We start from the raw sequence: 15,779 nt of genomic DNA on the forward strand, positions 1-15,779 counted from the left end.
CGTGACACCCCGCCATCTGCTGCCCCACATCGGCAGCCTGCCGCACGGGCAGCGCAACGCCATCACCGACGTCGCCGGTGTCACCGTGGGCCATTGCACGCTGGATGCGAATGAGGTGCAAACGGGCGTGACGGTTGTGCGCCCCCATGCAGGCGACCTGTTCCGTGACCGGGTCCCGGCAGCGGCTGTCGTGCTCAACGGTTTCGGCAAGAGCGTGGGCCTGATGCAGGTCGAGGAGCTCGGCGTGCTGGAAACGCCGATTGCGCTCACCAATACCTTTTCGGCCGCCGCCGTGGCCACGGCGCAAATCCACCAGTGCGTTGCTGCCAACCCCGAAACGGGGCGCAGCCTGCCAACGGTCAACCCGCTGGTGTTTGAATGCAACGACGGCTTTCTCAACGACATCCAGCGCATGGCTGTCACCGGGCAGCACTACCTGCAGGCCTGCGAACAGGCAGGTGTGGAGGTGGAGGAAGGTTCGGTCGGCGCCGGTCGCGGCATGTCGAGCTTCGGTCTCAAGGGCGGCATAGGCACGGCTTCGCGCCGCGTAGCGGCCCTTGGGGGCGGCGAGCACACCGTCGGCGCGCTGGTGCTGGCCAACTACGGCCAGCTGCCGCAACTGATTCTGGCGGGCCAGACCCTTGGCGCCCGGCTGGTGGCACATCAGGCGCAAGCGGCAGAGCCCGAAAAAGGCTCCATCATCCTGCTGATTGCTACCGACGCACCGCTTGACGCGCGCCAGCTGCGCCGGCTGGCGTTGCGCGCCGGCGCCGGGCTGGCCCGCACCGGCTCGGTGTTCGGCCACGGCAGCGGCGACATCGCCCTGGCGTTTTCCACTGCCTACACCGTGCCGCAGCAAACCGCCAGGCCCATGCCGGGCGTGGCGATGCTGCATGACGGCCTGATTGACCCGCTGTTTCAGGCCGTTGCCGACAGCACCGAGCAGGCCATCATCCATGCCCTGTGGCAGGCCCGCGCCGTGACCGGCCGCAACGGCCACCACCGGAGCGCGCTGGCCGACCTGCTGCCCGGCTGGCCCGCTTCATCCTCATTTTCATTTCCACCTTCAGCGGATCCCCCATGAAAGTCCTGATCTCCACCGACATCGAAGGCGTTGCCGGCGTTTTTCACCACGAACAGGTGCGCGCCGGCAACCCCGAGTACGAACGCGCCCGCCTGCTGATGACGCACGAGGCCAACGCCGCCATCGCCGGCGCCTTCGATGCAGGCGCCACCGAGGTGCTGGTCAACGATTCACACGGAAGTTTTCGCAACATGCCGCCCGACCTGCTGGACGCACGCGCCCAGGCCGTCATGGGCAAGCCGCGCTACCTGAGCATGATGGCCGGCGTCGAGGACGGCGTGAACGCCGTCTGCATGATCGGCTACCACTCGCGCGCGCAAGGCCGCGGCATTCTGGCGCACACCATCAACAGCTTTGCCTTTGCACGCGTGTACTTCAACGGCCTTGAACTGGGCGAAGCCGGAATTTACGGCGCGCTGGCCGGCGAGTACGGCGTGCCGGTGGTGATGGCCAGCGGCGACGATGTGTTCATCGAAGAACACCGCCCATTGTTTCCGCACGCCACCTTCGTGCAAACCAAGCGGGCAACCGGCCAGACCAGCGGCATCAGCCTTTCCCCGGCCCAGGCCTGCAGCGCCATCCGCGTTGGCGTTGCCACGGCCTTGGCGCAATACGGCTCAGCCCGCCCTTATGTGCTGAAAGGCCCTGTCGCTGTACGCATCCAGACCCAGTCGCCGGCGCTGGCGGACCTGTTTTGCCAGTGGCCGGCGCTGCAGCGGCTGGACGGGGATGAAGTCGGCTTTGACGCGCCCACGGTGGAGACCGCGGTGCGCATGGTCAACAGCCTGTCGGCCATGTCGAGCATGCTGCGCTAGGAAGCTGTTCGCGGCCCAAACGGGTTCTAAGGCACGCGCGGCGCGTGTTCCGCGCCCTGCCCCACGGCCCGCTCACTCATCCAGCGCAGCAGGTCCAGCCACATCTGGCGCATCTCGGCATCCAGCGGCGTGCGGGTGGAATTGGGCAGTTCGATGGTGACCACCGGCACGCCCTTGTGCACACCGCCATAGTTGCCCAGTGAGCCGGGAAAGATGCCCACCTGGTCAAGGTACAGGCGCCCCAGCCTGGAGGGCGGTACGGAGGGGCCGTCAAAGTCGAGCACGCCGTAAGGCGCATGAATGCTGACGATCAGGTTGGGTTTGAAGCTTTGCATCTGCTCATGCAAAAACCGCGACTCGGGCTCGGACAGCGGCTTGGGCCCAGGCCAGCGGCGCGGGTCCTTGCCGGTGCGCTTTTCCCAGTAAACCTTCGCGTCGCGCTCCCAATTGGGGGTGGGAAAGTTGCGGTTCAAATCCACACCATGTGCGTTGGTACGGCGAGGCGGCCTGGAAAGCACGCCGTCCGGATTGAGGACAGGAACGAACCGCCAGTGGATCGCCTGGGGCGAGTCCAGCGGCGGCTGGGAAGCCAGCCTGATCCAGTGCAGCGCCACGGCCCCTGAGGACAACTCGTCGCCGTGAATCGCACCGACGACCAGCACACGCAAGCCGGGCTGCTCGGGCTTGACGTCACGCACCCAGAGCACCCGGCCGTCAACCGAACGCGTCCCCGAAGCTTGCAGTTGTGCCGCCTCACACAGCTCACGCTTCACATTCGGGAGTTTGGAAGAGTAATCGGCGCAAGGTGAATCTGCACGAGCGCCAGCAGCTATTAAATAGATAGCAAAAAAACAGGCTGCAGAACGAAAAAATGGCATGGCACCCAGTTTAACTGCCGGGCCGCCAGTCCCTCGCAAGATGCGGCCTAAACCCTGACGCGGGTACGCCTGTACCGCTTCGGTTAAATTACCCTTCTATGCTGACCCCTGCCATCCCCCGCAAAGCGAGCAGCCCCAGCTTCTCCCAGCGGGAGTTCCGGGCTTCGCTGGCCATGTTTGCCACCGGGGTCACCATCGTCACCGCACGGACGCCGCAAGGCGCCTTGGTCGGGCTGACCGCCAACTCCTTCAACTCGGTATCGCTGCAGCCGCCGCTGGTGCTCTGGAGCCTGGCGCAGGCGGCCGGATCGATGGCCGCGCTCAGCACCGGATCACACTACGCCATCAGCATCCTCGCGGCTGACCAGAAAGAGCTGGCCGAGCGCTTTGCCAGCCGGCGCGAAGACCGCTGGAAAGGCGTGCTGTTTACGGAGGGTGTCGGCGGCGCGCCGTTGCTGACAGGCGCAGCCGCCACTTTCGAGTGCTTCAACCGCAGCCGGTACGAAGAAGGGGACCACGTGATCTTCGTGGGCGAAGTGGAGCGCTGCACCCACCGCGCGGGAGCCGCGCCGTTGCTGTTTCACGGCGGCAAGTTTTATACCGAGCATCCGCTGTAAACCGCACCTGCGCAGGCCGTGTTCAGCCCAGCCGGCCCAGCCGCACGGTCGTCACACCGGGCCGCAACTGCCGCACCGACGGCATGACCAGCACACAGTCGTCGTAGGGTGTCACCACCGGTTCGCCCGCATCATGCGCAATCGGCGTGCCGGCATGGCGTATGGTTTCGCCGCCGCAAAAGTCCTGCACAAAGGCAAAGTCCATTGATCGCGCAACCACGCGATGCGTCACCGTCACGGGCGGCGGCGGCGGCGCATCGGGCAGCAACCAGCCAGGCGGCACATCGCCGCGGTCAATCACACCCGCACACACCAGAAACCGCATGAGCACGTTGCGCGCCGCCTGCAGCGACGCCAGTTCCCAGTGCTGGCCGGCCTCCAGCAGCAGGGCAATGCGGTCGCCGTTTTCGTCGCCAAGCGGGCCGTAGTCCCGCATACGGACACCATCGGCGTGACCGGCATCAACGACCACCTGGCCCGAGGTACCCAGGCTTTGCGCAAAAGCAATATTGCGCGGCAGCATGCCCGTCACCAGCAAAGCGCCACCGGGCTCATGCATGGAATGCAGATCCAGCAGATGGGTGGCCCGGTCCACAAACGGCCGGATTTCGCGCGCGCGCAGCAGCTCGGTACTGCGCCGGGGGCCATCCAGAAGATCAGCGGACCACACGCGGTTGAAATCCTCGTCAACAAAACGGGAGGCGTCGGGCTTACGGGTGTCAAACCGCATGAAGGCCTCGGTGTTGCAGAACACGGCGGTGATGCGCCCCCGCCGCGGTTGCAGCCCGCTGAGAAGGAACGCGTCCAGCGCCCAGGCGCCCGAATATTCGTTGCCATGCACCAGCGCCGTCACCAGCACTTCCGGGCCGGCTTCGGTTGAAGTGCGCTCCTGCACATGCGCCACCCCTGTGGAAGAGGCCGCCCAGAATGACAACCCGGGCGGCTGAAGCTGCACCGCATGGGCTTTCCTGATCACTTCGCCAGACTTCGCTTGATCGCTTCCTGATCGTTTCATGTGTCAGTACCGCCAGAAGATTTTCTGCAACTCTTTGGTGTCCCTTGTCTTCGTCAAGGCCAAGGCCAGAAGAATTCGGGCCTTCTGGGGATTCTGGTCGTCAACAACGAGCCAGTCATTGACGTCATCCTTCACCGAATTGTTCCGAATCACTACACCGCTGCCGGTGCGGGTTGCCCGAACGACAAACACCCCCTTGGCGCGAATCTCGTTAAGCGGGCCAGCTATGTACTCAGGAACGCTTCCCGCGCCGACACCCGCATGAATGATGCCCTTGGCCCCGGATGCGACCAACGCGTCGTATGCCGCACGGTTCATGTTCTGATAGCCATAAGCAATGTCGACCTGCGGCAGAGTCTGTATCTTGTCAATGTCGAATTCACTCTGCACCGTATGAGGGCGAATCAGCGCACGGTAGAACCTGGCCTGACCTTCGATCACGAGACCGAGCGGACCGTAGGGAGATTTAAAGGTGTCAACCCGGGTGGCATTGGTTTTAGTGACATCGCGAGCGCTGTGAATCTCGTCATTCATGACCACCAAAGTCCCTTTTCCCACCGCTTCTTTACTCCCGGCGACCGCCACCGCGTTGTAGAGGTTAAGCGGCCCATCTGCGCTGAGCGCCGTGCCGGGCCGCATGGACCCGAGCATCACGACCGGCTTGCTGCTTTTGACGGTGAGGTTGAGAAAGTACGAGGTCTCTTCCAGGGTATCGGTGCCATGGGTGATCACGATGCCATCAACCTCGTCCGACCGAAGGAGTTCAGACACCCGCCGGGCCAGTTGGAGCAGGCGGTCGTTGGTGAGGTTGTGTGAGCCGACCTGAAAGATCTGCTCGCCCTTGACGTTGGCAATAGTCTGGATTTCCGGCACGGCGGCCATGATCTTGTCGACAGCAACCACAGCGGCCTGATAGGCGCCGATGTTGGTGCTCGATGCTCCGACGCCGGCAATCGTGCCGCCGGTGGCGATGAGCACCACGTTAGGTTTCTTCACTTCCTGGGCCAGCGCCGAAGCCGAAACAGCAAGCGGCAATAGCAGACCGCAGGCGAGCCCGCGCAACATTGATATGACAGATAAGTGCATGACAATTCCCTCCGTGTCGGGCTAAAAATATTGCTCGGCGTGCAGAGCCCCGCCAGTGCTCCGGAGGGGCCTGGCCAGCACGCTTCGCGATTAACAAATACAGATCATGGCGAGCCAGGGTCTTCTGTGGGCCTGCCGCCGTTGTCCCGGCCCGGCCCCCGCGGCTTCAGCTTCAACGGCACCGCATGGGTTTGGGTGAATTCCCGCTTACGACTTACGAGGTAGCGCCGGTCGCCACTGCCTTGTTGACCACGTTGCGCACGCGCTGGGTTTCAGCCCGGATAAAGGCCGTGAGCGCCTGTGGCGTGCCGCCGTCATTGGAGATGCCGGCTTTCTGGAGCTTTTGCCAAACGGCTTCTTCGCGCAGGATTTCGTTGAGCTCCTTGTTCAGGCGCGCCACCATGGGCGCCGGCAGCTTGGCGGGCCCGAAGAGGCCGAACCAGACGTTCATGTCGTAACCCTTGAGCTTGGGGTTCTCGCCGAGTGCAGGGATTTGTGGTGCAGCCCGCGAACGCGTCGGCGTGGTGACGCCCAAGGGGATCATCTTGCCGGACTCGATGTGTGGCAGCGCGGAGGAAAGCACAGAGACACTGAACTCGATATTGCCGCCCAGCAAGTCCTGCAGCTGCTGTCCTGCGCCGCGATACGGCACATGGCGGAAGGTGGTGCCAGCCATCAGGTTGATCAGCTCTCCCGACACATGCAGCGGCGTGCCTATGCCCGAAGAGGCAAAGCTCAGCTGGTTGCGTTCGCGTTTGGATTTGGCAATCGCTTCCTCCATGGTTTTGACGCCGGTCTTGGTGTTGGTCACAAAGACCATGGGCGTGACGCCTATCAGCCCGACCGGGCTCAAGTCGGTTTCACCGTTGTACTTGACCGCAGCGTTGAACAGTTTGGCAATCGAGATTTCGCTGCCCGAACCCAGCAGTAGCGTATAGCCGTCGGGCGCGGCACTGACCACTTTTTGGGCGCCTATGGTTCCACCGGCGCCGCCGATATTCTCGATCACCACGGGTGTGCCCAGGCGCTTGGCCAGCGGTTCGGCGATGATGCGCGCCACCAGGTCCACGCTTCCGCCGGCAGGGTAGCCCACCACCAGCGAAATGGGCTTGCCGGCAGGCCAGGCCTGGCCCCAGGCAGCCGGCAAACCCAACAGCCCTGCGGCGGCAAGGCAAAGTGTGCGGCTCACGCCGCGGCGATTGAGGGTAAACATTCCTGGCATGGCGCGCTCCTTGTTGATGGCGCCAGTCTAGGAGCCGCCCCTGCGCGGCCCATGCGTATCACGCATGGGCGCATGCGACCTGGATTCAGGAAGCAGCCGGCGTGCTGGCGGACCAGATGCGCTGCACCAATTCATTGCGCGGGCTGCGCGGCCGGTACAGGCGGATCTCAAACCGGACCGTCACGCCCTTGCCGTCCGCCTCGACCAGCCTTCCGCTGCGCAGGTCGCCTTCGACCAGTCCGCGCGGCAGCCAGGCCAGGCCCACGCCCTGCAAGGCCTGCTCATGCAGCGACTCGGCAAAGTCAGACTCGGTCACGGTATGCAGATGCAGCTCGCGCGCATTGCGGTTGAGCCCGTCCTGAAGGATCTGGCCGAGGGCGAGCGTGGGCGCATAGCCCAGCACCGGCACCGGCTTGCGGGCCGTACCGGGCAGGGCGTGCTGCGGCTGGCCATCGGCACGCGGTGCGCTGACGGCCACAAGTTCGTCCGTGCCCAGCGCGAGTCCTTCGAACGTCTGTTCGTCCAGCAACAGCGGCAGCCGCGGATGCGTGAACGACAGCAAGAAATCAGCAGCCCCCTGTTCCAGGGCCGTGGCCCCTTCATGGATGGAGCCTGTGAGAATGCGCAAGCGAAACTCCCCGGCCCCGCGCTTGGCGCGCGCGAGCCAGTCAGGCACGGCGCTGCGTGAAAGCGTGCGGCCTGTTGCCAACGTGACCCAGTCCAGCCCGCCCCGTGCATGGCGGATGCGGGAGCGCGCATCGTTAAGGCTCGCCGCCGCGCGGCGCGCCACCGGCAGCAGCTCTTCACCAGCGGCCGTCAGCGCAAGAGGCATCACCGCGCGATTGATCAGGTCCGCGCCCACCCACAGCTCCAGCGCGCGTATGCGGCGCGAAAACTGCGGCTGCGTCACATGGCGAAGCTCTGCCGCACGCGAAAAGCTGCGCTCACGTGCCAGCGCGATGAAGTCTTCCAGCCATTTATGGTCCACGGCAGCACCTCGTTCAGGAAATGAAGCGATGGTATCGCCTGCAGCCTGCGCCCAGTCCCGCTACCATCACTCCCAATGACTGTACGCAAGACCCATCTCGACGCCCTCGCCATGTCCCTCTTGCTGGGCTGCTGCCTGTTCTGGGGCCTGCAACAGGTCTTGATCAAGGCCACAATCAGCGAGATTCCGCCCATGTTCCAGGCCTCGCTGCGCCTGGTGGGCGCCACCGTGCTGCTGTGGCTTTGGTGCCTGTGGCGCAAGATCCCGCTGTTCAGCCGCGACGGCTCGCTGAAAGCCGGCCTGCTGGCCGGCGCCCTGTTCGGCGCGGAGTTCACCTGCATCTATGTGGGCCTGCAATACACCAGCGCCTCGCGCCTCACGGTGTTCTTGTACACCTCGCCCTTCTGGGTTGCGGCGCTGGTACCGCTGTGGGTCAAGTCCGAACGGCTGCGCGGCCTGCAGTGGCTGGGCTTGCTGTGCGCGTTTGCCGCCGTGGTGTTCGCGCTGCGCGAAGGCTTTACCGGAGGCCATGCCTCGACGGCGCGCGGCGACCTCCTGGCGCTGGCCGCCGGCATGCTGTGGGGCCTGACCACCGTGGTGATACGCGCCACCAAACTCGTCAGCATCTCCGCTGAAAAGCTGCTGTTCTACCAGCTGGCCGTCAGCGCCGCCGCGTTCCCCTTCCTGTCGCTCTACCTGGGCGAGCAATGGTCGTGGCATTTCAGCCCCTTCGCCATCACCTCCCTGCTGCTGCAGACCGTGATAGGCGCCTTCGCCAGCTATCTGGCCTGGATGTGGATGCTGGGGCGCTACCCGGCCACCAAAATTTCGGTGTTTGTGTTTTTCACGCCGCTGTTCGCGCTGCTGTTCGGCGCGCTGTGGCTGAAAGAAAGCGTCACCACCGGCCTGCTGGTGGCGCTGGCCACCGTGGCGGCCGGCATCGTGCTCGTCAACCGCAAGCCGTCAGGCGCATAATTTTTCGACATGACGTCCCACCCACGCATCCCCGGCCATCGATTCCTCCACTCACCCGGGCCCACACGGGTGCCCGACGAGGTGATGGATGCGATGCGAAGGCAGCCCATGGATCTGGCCGACCCGCGGCTCGATCGTGTGATCAAGGCCTGCGAGACCGGGCTCAAGGCACTGCTGCAAACCGCCGCCGACGTCTTCATGTATGCCTGCAACGGCCACGGCGCCTGGGAAGCCGTGATCGCCAACCTGCTCGCGCCTGGGCAGCAGGTGCTGATCGCCGGCACCGGGCATTTCTCCGAGTCCTGGGCCGTGCAGGCCGAGGCCATGGGCGCAAAAGTGCTGCGCACGCCGTGGCGCGAAGGCTACCCGATTGACGTGCCGGCGATGGAAGCCGTGCTGCGCGCCGACACCGCGCACGCCATCGTGGCCGTGTTTGTAGTCCACACCGACACCGCCAGCGGCATGACCAGCGACCTCACCCGAATCCGTCAGGCGCTGGACGCCGCGGCCCATCCCGCGCTGCTGGTGGTGGACGTGGTGGCCTCGCTGGGCGCCGCGCCTTTTGCCATGGACGCGCTGCGCGCCAACGTCGTGCTGGGCGCCTCGCAAAAAGGCCTGATGGTGCCGCCCGGCCTGGCCTTTGTGGCGGCGGACAGCGCCGCGATGAAGGTGGCCGCAGCCAACCCCTCGCCACGCTTCTACTGGGACTGGGCGCGGCGGCAAAGCCCGCTGAGCTACCGCAAGTTCTGCGGCACGCCGCCGCAAAGCCTGCTCTTCGGCCTGGAGGCCGCGCTGGGCTTGATTTTTCACGAGGGTGTTGAGCACGTCATCGCCCGCCACCAGATGATCGCCGGCGCCGTGCATGCCGCCGTCGAGGCCTGGAGCGAAGGCGGCGCACTCAGCCTGTTTGTGCGCGAACCGGCCGCGCGCTCGGTCTCCGTCACCACCGTGTCCGTGGCCGCCGGCATTGACCCCGAGGCCTTGCGCTCAGTCGCGCGCGAGCAGTTCCAGGTCGCCATCGCGGGCGGCCTGGGGCCGCTGGCGGGGCGCACGTTTCGCATAGGCCACCTGGGCGACATGAACCCGGCGATGATCCTCGGTTGCCTGGCCGGCGTGGAAGCCGCCATGCGGGTGCAGGGCATTTCCATCGGCAGCGGCGGCGTGCAACATGCCGTCGCGGCTTTGGCGGGCCAGCGCTGAGTTCTGAAGCAGGGTCATGTGCCAATCTATGGCTATGCGCTTCGGCCGGGGAAAGCGCTTGCAGAGGGGGGATGAGAAATTGAAACGCGAAACTGAAAAATACACACGATCTCTCGTTGGTAATACCGATAGATTTTGGCTTTGGTCGGGCCTCTTCTGTACCGCCATATCTATGTGGTGTTCCGTTGCCATGGGCCAAACCGCCACGGACGCGCCTACTTGCGATGCACTTTCTATTCGCTGGGATGAGAGCCCTGGGCTGGGTAGCCGTCTTGGGCGCGCCAAGGCATTGGAAGATCAAGGCAAGTCCTGTATTGGCCAAGGTTTTTACGACCCAAGACTTGCCATTCTTTACATGGATGCCGGAGATCTCGCCAGTGCAGACCGCATAGCAAAACAAGGCATACAGAAGGGCAGTCCTTACCAAGCCAATTTGCACCAGGTATTGGCGGAGACTACTTTGCGCAGAGGCAATGTAGAGACGGCTTACAAGATGGCGGAGGACATAGCGAAGAAGAATCCGACGTATGTACCGATACTGGGATTTTTGGGTGAGATAGATTTCAAAAATCACAACTGGGCTATGGCTCTGGCGCGATCACAGAAGTGGAATTCTATTGACCATAGTGCTCTGTCTTTGCTGGCTATGGCCTCGGCACTTCATCAGCTTGATCGTCATGAAGAATGCGTGACTACGGTTTACAAAGCACTTGGGATTGATCCCGCCCGTATTGCAAAAATAGGCGGTATTAAAGAAGCCGTTTTCTCATTGGGCATTTTGAAACGCAACGAAGAAGCGGCGGAATTGCTCAAGCGCCATATCCGGGCCAACCCAGATTGGGCAAAAGATCCATCCATGGTGAATGCGGCCAAGGCACTTGGATTGGCGAAGTAAGGCTGTAGCTTGTCAGGGCTTATTGCGAAGCGGTAATACCGCCGTCGAGATAAAGCACTTGCCCAGTGACAAAGCGCGATGCAGGCGCCGCGAAAAACACCGCCGCACCGGCCACGTCCTGCGGGTCGGCAACACGGCCCAGCGGAATGCGCGCCAGCACCTGTTCCCGCGTCTCGGGATTTTCCAGCCAGTGGCGCGCCATTTCGGTCTGCACCACCGTGGGCGCAATGCCGTTGACGGTGATGCCGTGCGGCGCGAGTTCGCTGGCGTGCTGGCGTATCAGCATGACCAGGCCGCCCTTGCTGCTGCTGTAGGCCGAATAACCGCGGCCGCGCAAGCCAAGCTGCGCGCGCACCGAGAGCAGGTGCACCTGCGCGCCGCCCTTGCCGCCTGCAATCTGGTGTTTGGCCGCGCCCTGCGCCAGGAACATCGCGGCCTTGAGGTTGACCTGCAGCACCTCGTCAAAGGCTTCTTCGGTGACCTCGAGCAAGGGCTGCTCGCGTTGCATGCCCACGCAGTTCACCAGGATGTCGAGGCCGCCCCACCGCGCGGCCACCACGTCGACGGAAGCCTGCATCTGCGGCACCGAATGTGCATCCATGGCCAGGCCGATGGCCTCGTGCCCTGCCCCCCGTAGGGCCGAGGCCACGGCCTGCGCCTTGGCCTCGTCACGGCCCGACACCGCGACGCGCGCCCCGGCCATGGCCAGGCCCCACGCAATCGCCTCGCCAATGCCGCCGTAGCCGCCGGGCACATAAGCGGTTTTGCCGCGCAGGTCGAACAAGCCTGTCAGTGCGGCGCTGAAATCGACGGAAGGTGTGATGCTGCTCATGGATGGCGAAATTGTGGGCGCAAAGCGCGCGGGCGGCGAAAGGGTTTTCCTCAGTCCATCAAGAGGCCGCCATTGAGGTCGATGATCTCGCCGGTGATAAAGCCCGACAGCGGCGAGGCCAGGAAGCGCACCACGTGGGCGAACTCCTCGGGCTCGCAAAAGCGGCCGACCGGGATGTCCTTGAGCAGCTTCTGGCGCTGCTCTTCATTGAGCTGTTCGGTGATCATGGGCGTCTTGACGTAAGCCGGCGCGACGGCGTTGGCTGTGACGCCGAAGGGCGCGAGTTCGCGTGCCAGTGAAAAGGTCAGCGAACTCATCGCGCCCTTGGACACCGAGTACGCCGTGCCCGCCGTCAGGCCGCCGGTCTTGGCCGCCAGGGAACTGGTGTTGATGATGCGGCCGAAACGCCGCGCCTTCATCGCCGGCACCACCTGCTGCGCGAGGTAGAACGCGCCGTCGAGGTTGGCGCCCATCACGCGCCGCCATTCACCCGCTTCGGTGGCTTCGACCTTGTTGTTGGACAGGATGCCCGCGTTGTTGACCAGGATGTCGACGGGCCCGAAGGCCTTGACGATGAGTGCATGGCCGTCGCTCACGGCGGCCGCATCGCTGATGTCAAACGAGAAGGACAAGGCACGCGAACCCAGCTCATCGGCCAGCGCGCGGTTGCGCTCCTGGCTCACATCGACCATCGCGACCTTGCAGCCGTCTTCGAGCAAGGCCTTGACAACGGCCAGGCCCATGGTGCCGGCCGCGCCGGTGACCAGCGCGACTTTTTCTTGAAGCGGTTTCATCAATTAACCTTCATACATTAAAGAACTTTCTGTGCCAGAACACCGCGGAACCGGCTTCGCCGGGCCGCTGGTGTTGCCCCTTGGGGGGTTCCGGCTACACGAAGTGAGACGAGACAGGGGGTCTCACTGATCCAGGACGCTTTTCTTGCCGAAGAGGCCGCGCGAACGAAACGTCACCACGGCAATGAACAACAGGTACATGGACATCAGCGACCACTCGGACGCATACGAACCCGTGAGCCCGACGACCATGCCGACCATCAGCCCGGCAATCACTGCACCCCAGAGCGAACCGACACCGCCCAGCACAATGATCAGAAACGCCGGCACTACGGCGTCCACCCCCACATGCGGGCGTATGCCCCAGATGGGCGCCATGACCACCCCGGCGATCGCCGCCAGCGCCACGCCCAGGCCAAACACGAAGAGGCGCAGGCGCGAGAGGTTGATGCCCAGCGCTCGCACCATTTCGCTGTCGTGCGCGCCGGCCTTGATGATGGCGCCGTAGGGCGTCTTCTGCAAGAACGTCCAGAGCAGCACGATCATGAGGATGGCGAATCCGCTGGCAAAGAAGCGGTACTTGGAATAAACCAGGTCACCCATCAGGAAGGCGCCGGAGATGCCCTCGGGCAGCATCAACTGCTTTTCCGACGAGCCCCACACCAGGCGGATAACCTCTTCAATCACCAGCGCCGCGCCGAAGGTCAGCAGCAGGCCGTAGAGCGGGTCGCGGCCATAGGTGCGCCGCATGCACAGCTCCAGCAACATGCCGAAAATACCCACCAGGATGGGCGCAAGAATGAGTGCCGCCAGGTAACGCGTTCCAAGCGGCAAACTCATGTACCAGGCCTGCAGATTCGGAAACATGCCCAGCTGCGGTGCGATCAGGAAAAGCGCGAAGTACATGCCCAGCGCAAACAGCGAGCCGTGCGCCAGGTTGATGGTTTCCATCACCCCCACGATGAGCATGAAGCCCAGCGCGATGAGCGCGAACAACAAGCCCAGCGAGATGCCGTTGACGAGGTGCGGAATAAGCTGAAGCAAGAAGTCCATTGCGGTCTTTGGAGCTTGAAGTCAATCAGACTTCGTAGCTAGGTGTCGAGTCGTAGCTCTCAAGCTTGCAGGCGCCGCTGGCATCCTTGTCCGCTACGTCCTTGGGATCGGCCTGTGTGAGGATCTTGAAGATGTCGTCTTTCTCGGTGGGCTGGTCGTTGTAGGTCGCCATGTAAATCGTCTGCTGGCACTGGTGGGTGACGGGATCCATCCACGCGTCGTAGTGCTGCAGGCGGTCGGCCGCGCTCATCTTGCGGCCTTCGAGTTTTTTGATCACGGCAATGTTGTTGGTGGTGCCGGCCTCTTCCACGCATCGCAGAAGTTCGCGCGTGGCCATATAACCGTTGTGATACACATTGCCCGGCACGCGAATCGCCATGCCCGGGAACTGCTTCTGGTAGGCCGCAACGAATTCTTTCACGCCGGGCAGGCCGAGGCGCCAGTACCAGGTGGTGCCGAAGACGCCGAAGATGGCCTCGGGGCCCAGACCGTAGACATCTGGCCAGTCCTGCTGGTTGTTGATCCACGCCATGGACTGGTTCATCTTGAGCTGCACCACCTGCTGGCGCAGCGCCTTGATGTCGTCGCCGCCCACCGCCGTGGCCACCACATTGGGCTTGAGCTGCTGCAGCTTGAGCAGGTAGGACGAGAAGTCGCGGGTGTTTTGCGGCACCAGCAGTTCCTCAACGATGCGCCCGCCGTTGGCTTCCACGATCGCGCGTGTCGCCTTGGAGGTGGTGTGGCCCCACACATAGTCGTTGGTCAGCAGCACCCAGTTCTTGCCGCTGGCCTTGATGGCGTTCTTGACGATGGCGTTGGAAAAGTTGGTGCCGTTGCCGTCCCAGACGAACTTGGTGCGGTGGCAGTCCTTGCCGGCTTCGGTCGGGCTGCTGGAATTGGTGTTAAAAAATACCGTGCCGTATTTCTGCGCAACCTGCGAGATGGCATTGGAGACGCCTGAGTGCACTGCACCGATCAGGAAGGAAGCCTCATTGCGCGTGATCATGCGTTCGGCCACGCGCGAGCCGGTGGCCGGCGTCGTTTCCGTATCGATATGGATGGCCTCAATGCGTCGGCCCAGCACACCGCCCTTGTCGTTAAATTCCTTGATGGCCATCATGGCGCCCAGGCGCTCTTCGGCGCCCGAGGCTGCGTACAGGCCCGAAGCGTCCATGGTCAGGCCAATGGTCAGCGGCTTCTTCTGGCCGGTCTGCGCCCAGGCGTGGTTGTGCTTCCACGGCCCCATGAAGGGCGCCGCGCCGTACAGACCCGCGCCCACAAGCGCCAGGCTTGAGTGCTTGAGCAGCGCGCGGCGCGAGGTGGCCTTGCTGTCGGATTGGGATTCAGGTGTTGCGTGGTTGTTCTTGATGTCGCTCATGGTTTTGTCTCCTGCGTGTAAATGGGTCAAACGGGTTGGCTTAACGGGGAACGATCTTGACGTCGTTGAGTTTTTCCTGTGCTTCGAAAAGGGAGGCGATCAGCTTGTCGCCGTAACCGGCGTTGCTGGCCTGGATCAGGCTTTGGTGCGTGGCTTCACCCATGAAGCTGGTGACGGGCAGCATCTCGGCCAGGTGGGTGTAATAGCGCAAATCTTTTTGCGCATTGGCGATGCCGAACTTGAAGCCGGTGACGTCGCCTTCCTTGAGCGTTTTCGTTGCCATCATCTGAAAGATGCCGCAGTTCACGCCGCCGGCCGAGATCACGTCATAGAGGCGGTTGAGGTCCAGCCCGCTTTTGGCCGCCACCGCAAAGGCCTCGGCAATCGAGGCCGCAAAGCTCATGGCCATCATGTTGTTGACCAGCTTGAGCACGTGGCCGTGGCCGGGCGGGCCGACATGAAAGATGTTTTCGCAAAAAGCCTTGAGCACGGGCTCCAGTGTTGCGAAGTCTTCGGGCTCCGCGCCCACCATGGTGTTGAGCCGGCCTTCCTCGGCTTCCTTGGGCGTGCGGGCCAGCGGCGCATCGACCAGCTTGATGCCTTTGGCCGCAAGGTCGTTGCGGATACGGGTGCTGGAGGCAGGCTCGGCCGTGGAGGTGTCAACCACGATGAGGCCTTTACGGCCGCTGTCCAGCAGGCCATCCTTGCCGTAAACGATGTCTTCGACCTGAGGCGAGCCCGTGACGCAGACGAAGACGATGTCGCTGGCCTGCGCGCACTCGGCGTTGGTCTTGGCCTCCCTGGCTCCGGCGGCTATCAGGTCGGCCAGGTTGTCGCGGTTGCGGTTGATCTTGAAAGTCAGGCCGAAGCCTTTGGCCAGCAGGTTCTTGGCCATGCCGTGGCCCATCATGCCGATGCCGATAAATCCGATTTTTGGTGTCATGTTT

16 protein-coding genes are annotated in these 15,779 nt (G+C 63.5%); 6 read left to right on the plus strand and 10 right to left on the minus strand.

What is annotated here, in order from left to right; translation table 11 throughout:
• The first annotated feature begins 1 nt into the window (after position 1).
• Both AC1DU8_RS20200 and AC1DU8_RS20205 read left to right on the plus strand, forming a co-directional pair.
• The gene (locus AC1DU8_RS20200) at positions 2-1,084 is read left to right on the plus strand and encodes a DmpA family aminopeptidase (RefSeq protein WP_477727184.1); all 1,083 of its coding nucleotides are present in this window, start codon (positions 2-4) and stop codon (positions 1,082-1,084) included.
• Entirely contained in the window at positions 1,081-1,899 is an 819-nt protein-coding gene (locus AC1DU8_RS20205) for a M55 family metallopeptidase (protein ID WP_457281796.1), read from the plus strand. The genes AC1DU8_RS20200 and AC1DU8_RS20205 overlap by 4 nt, the downstream gene beginning before the upstream one ends.
• A 26-nt stretch (positions 1,900-1,925) precedes the next feature.
• On the opposite strand, the gene AC1DU8_RS20210 is transcribed toward AC1DU8_RS20205, so the two are convergent.
• The gene (locus AC1DU8_RS20210; protein WP_477670340.1) at positions 1,926-2,672 is read right to left on the minus strand and encodes a M14 family zinc carboxypeptidase; all 747 of its coding nucleotides are present in this window, start codon (positions 2,670-2,672) and stop codon (positions 1,926-1,928) included.
• 203 nt (positions 2,673-2,875) lie between these two features.
• Here AC1DU8_RS20210 and AC1DU8_RS20215 point away from each other — a divergent pair, with 203 nt between their 5' ends.
• Entirely contained in the window at positions 2,876-3,394 is a 519-nt protein-coding gene (locus AC1DU8_RS20215) for a flavin reductase family protein (RefSeq protein WP_457281798.1), read from the plus strand.
• 22 nt (positions 3,395-3,416) lie between these two features.
• Here the strand turns inward: AC1DU8_RS20215 and AC1DU8_RS20220 are convergent, their stop codons facing one another.
• From AC1DU8_RS20220 to AC1DU8_RS20235, 4 genes are all read right to left on the minus strand, one after another.
• Entirely contained in the window at positions 3,417-4,409 is a 993-nt protein-coding gene (locus AC1DU8_RS20220; RefSeq protein ID WP_457281799.1) for a M14 family metallopeptidase, read from the minus strand.
• Positions 4,410-4,412: 3 nt separating this feature from the next.
• Positions 4,413-5,495 (minus strand): asparaginase, encoded by a 1,083-nt coding sequence (locus AC1DU8_RS20225; protein WP_457281800.1) that lies wholly within the window; start codon positions 5,493-5,495, stop codon positions 4,413-4,415.
• 214 nt (positions 5,496-5,709) lie between these two features.
• Positions 5,710-6,717, minus strand: a complete 1,008-nt coding sequence (locus AC1DU8_RS20230; RefSeq protein WP_457281801.1) for a Bug family tripartite tricarboxylate transporter substrate binding protein — start codon at positions 6,715-6,717, stop codon at positions 5,710-5,712.
• An 85-nt stretch (positions 6,718-6,802) separates the two neighbouring features.
• Positions 6,803-7,705, minus strand: coding sequence for a LysR substrate-binding domain-containing protein (locus AC1DU8_RS20235; protein ID WP_477689688.1), 903 nt, complete (start codon positions 7,703-7,705; stop codon positions 6,803-6,805).
• Between the two features lie 75 nt (positions 7,706-7,780).
• On the opposite strand from AC1DU8_RS20235, the gene AC1DU8_RS20240 reads away from it, so the two are divergent.
• The 3 genes from AC1DU8_RS20240 to AC1DU8_RS20250 all read left to right on the plus strand — a co-directional run bounded on the left by AC1DU8_RS20240 (position 7,781) and on the right by AC1DU8_RS20250 (position 10,775).
• Positions 7,781-8,680, plus strand: a complete 900-nt coding sequence (locus tag AC1DU8_RS20240) for a DMT family transporter (RefSeq protein ID WP_477689689.1) — start codon at positions 7,781-7,783, stop codon at positions 8,678-8,680.
• 9 nt (positions 8,681-8,689) lie between these two features.
• Positions 8,690-9,880 carry a pyridoxal-phosphate-dependent aminotransferase family protein gene (locus tag AC1DU8_RS20245; protein ID WP_477689690.1) on the plus strand — a complete coding sequence of 397 codons (1,191 nt, stop codon included), beginning with the start codon at positions 8,690-8,692 and terminating at the stop codon, positions 9,878-9,880.
• 190 nt (positions 9,881-10,070) lie between these two features.
• Complete coding sequence (locus tag AC1DU8_RS20250) at positions 10,071-10,775, plus strand: tetratricopeptide repeat protein (RefSeq protein WP_477727185.1); 705 nt, start codon at positions 10,071-10,073, stop codon at positions 10,773-10,775.
• 19 nt (positions 10,776-10,794) lie between these two features.
• Here AC1DU8_RS20250 and AC1DU8_RS20255 read toward each other — a convergent pair whose 3' ends face one another.
• The 5 genes from AC1DU8_RS20255 to AC1DU8_RS20275 form a co-directional block, all read right to left on the minus strand.
• Complete coding sequence (locus tag AC1DU8_RS20255; protein ID WP_477689692.1) at positions 10,795-11,607, minus strand: SDR family NAD(P)-dependent oxidoreductase; 813 nt, start codon at positions 11,605-11,607, stop codon at positions 10,795-10,797.
• Between the two features lie 50 nt (positions 11,608-11,657).
• Positions 11,658-12,401, minus strand: a complete 744-nt coding sequence (locus tag AC1DU8_RS20260; protein ID WP_477689693.1) for an SDR family NAD(P)-dependent oxidoreductase — start codon at positions 12,399-12,401, stop codon at positions 11,658-11,660.
• A gap of 123 nt (positions 12,402-12,524) precedes the next feature.
• On the minus strand, positions 12,525-13,454 hold the full coding sequence (locus tag AC1DU8_RS20265) for a branched-chain amino acid ABC transporter permease (RefSeq protein ID WP_477689694.1): 930 nt from the start codon (positions 13,452-13,454) through the stop codon (positions 12,525-12,527).
• 25 nt (positions 13,455-13,479) lie between these two features.
• Positions 13,480-14,832, minus strand: coding sequence for an ABC transporter substrate-binding protein (locus AC1DU8_RS20270; protein WP_477689695.1), 1,353 nt, complete (start codon positions 14,830-14,832; stop codon positions 13,480-13,482).
• A 40-nt stretch (positions 14,833-14,872) separates the two neighbouring features.
• Positions 14,873-15,775, minus strand: a complete 903-nt coding sequence (locus tag AC1DU8_RS20275) for an NAD(P)-dependent oxidoreductase (RefSeq protein ID WP_477689696.1) — start codon at positions 15,773-15,775, stop codon at positions 14,873-14,875.
• Positions 15,776-15,779 lie beyond the last annotated feature (4 nt).

The sequence above is a fragment of the Polaromonas sp. P3_A5 genome, from assembly GCF_056403055.1.

What these genes read in the sequence shown, in the direction of transcription:
- AC1DU8_RS20220 (WP_457281799.1), bottom strand. Translation starts at nt 4,409, where the DNA reads ATGAAACGATCAGGAAGCGATCAAGCGAAGTCTGGCGAAGTGATCAGG.
- AC1DU8_RS20215 (WP_457281798.1), top strand. Translation starts at nt 2,876, where the DNA reads ATGCTGACCCCTGCCATCCCCCGCAAAGCGAGCAGCCCCAGCTTCTCC.
- AC1DU8_RS20240 (WP_477689689.1), top strand. Translation starts at nt 7,781, where the DNA reads ATGACTGTACGCAAGACCCATCTCGACGCCCTCGCCATGTCCCTCTTG.
- AC1DU8_RS20265 (WP_477689694.1), bottom strand. Translation starts at nt 13,454, where the DNA reads ATGGACTTCTTGCTTCAGCTTATTCCGCACCTCGTCAACGGCATCTCG.
- AC1DU8_RS20205 (WP_457281796.1), top strand. Translation starts at nt 1,081, where the DNA reads ATGAAAGTCCTGATCTCCACCGACATCGAAGGCGTTGCCGGCGTTTTT.
- AC1DU8_RS20245 (WP_477689690.1), top strand. Translation starts at nt 8,690, where the DNA reads ATGACGTCCCACCCACGCATCCCCGGCCATCGATTCCTCCACTCACCC.
- AC1DU8_RS20250 (WP_477727185.1), top strand. Translation starts at nt 10,071, where the DNA reads ATGGGCCAAACCGCCACGGACGCGCCTACTTGCGATGCACTTTCTATT.
- AC1DU8_RS20275 (WP_477689696.1), bottom strand. Translation starts at nt 15,775, where the DNA reads ATGACACCAAAAATCGGATTTATCGGCATCGGCATGATGGGCCACGGC.
- AC1DU8_RS20255 (WP_477689692.1), bottom strand. Translation starts at nt 11,607, where the DNA reads ATGAGCAGCATCACACCTTCCGTCGATTTCAGCGCCGCACTGACAGGC.
- AC1DU8_RS20225 (WP_457281800.1), bottom strand. Translation starts at nt 5,495, where the DNA reads ATGCACTTATCTGTCATATCAATGTTGCGCGGGCTCGCCTGCGGTCTG.
- AC1DU8_RS20270 (WP_477689695.1), bottom strand. Translation starts at nt 14,832, where the DNA reads ATGAGCGACATCAAGAACAACCACGCAACACCTGAATCCCAATCCGAC.
- AC1DU8_RS20230 (WP_457281801.1), bottom strand. Translation starts at nt 6,717, where the DNA reads ATGCCAGGAATGTTTACCCTCAATCGCCGCGGCGTGAGCCGCACACTT.
- AC1DU8_RS20260 (WP_477689693.1), bottom strand. Translation starts at nt 12,401, where the DNA reads ATGAAACCGCTTCAAGAAAAAGTCGCGCTGGTCACCGGCGCGGCCGGC.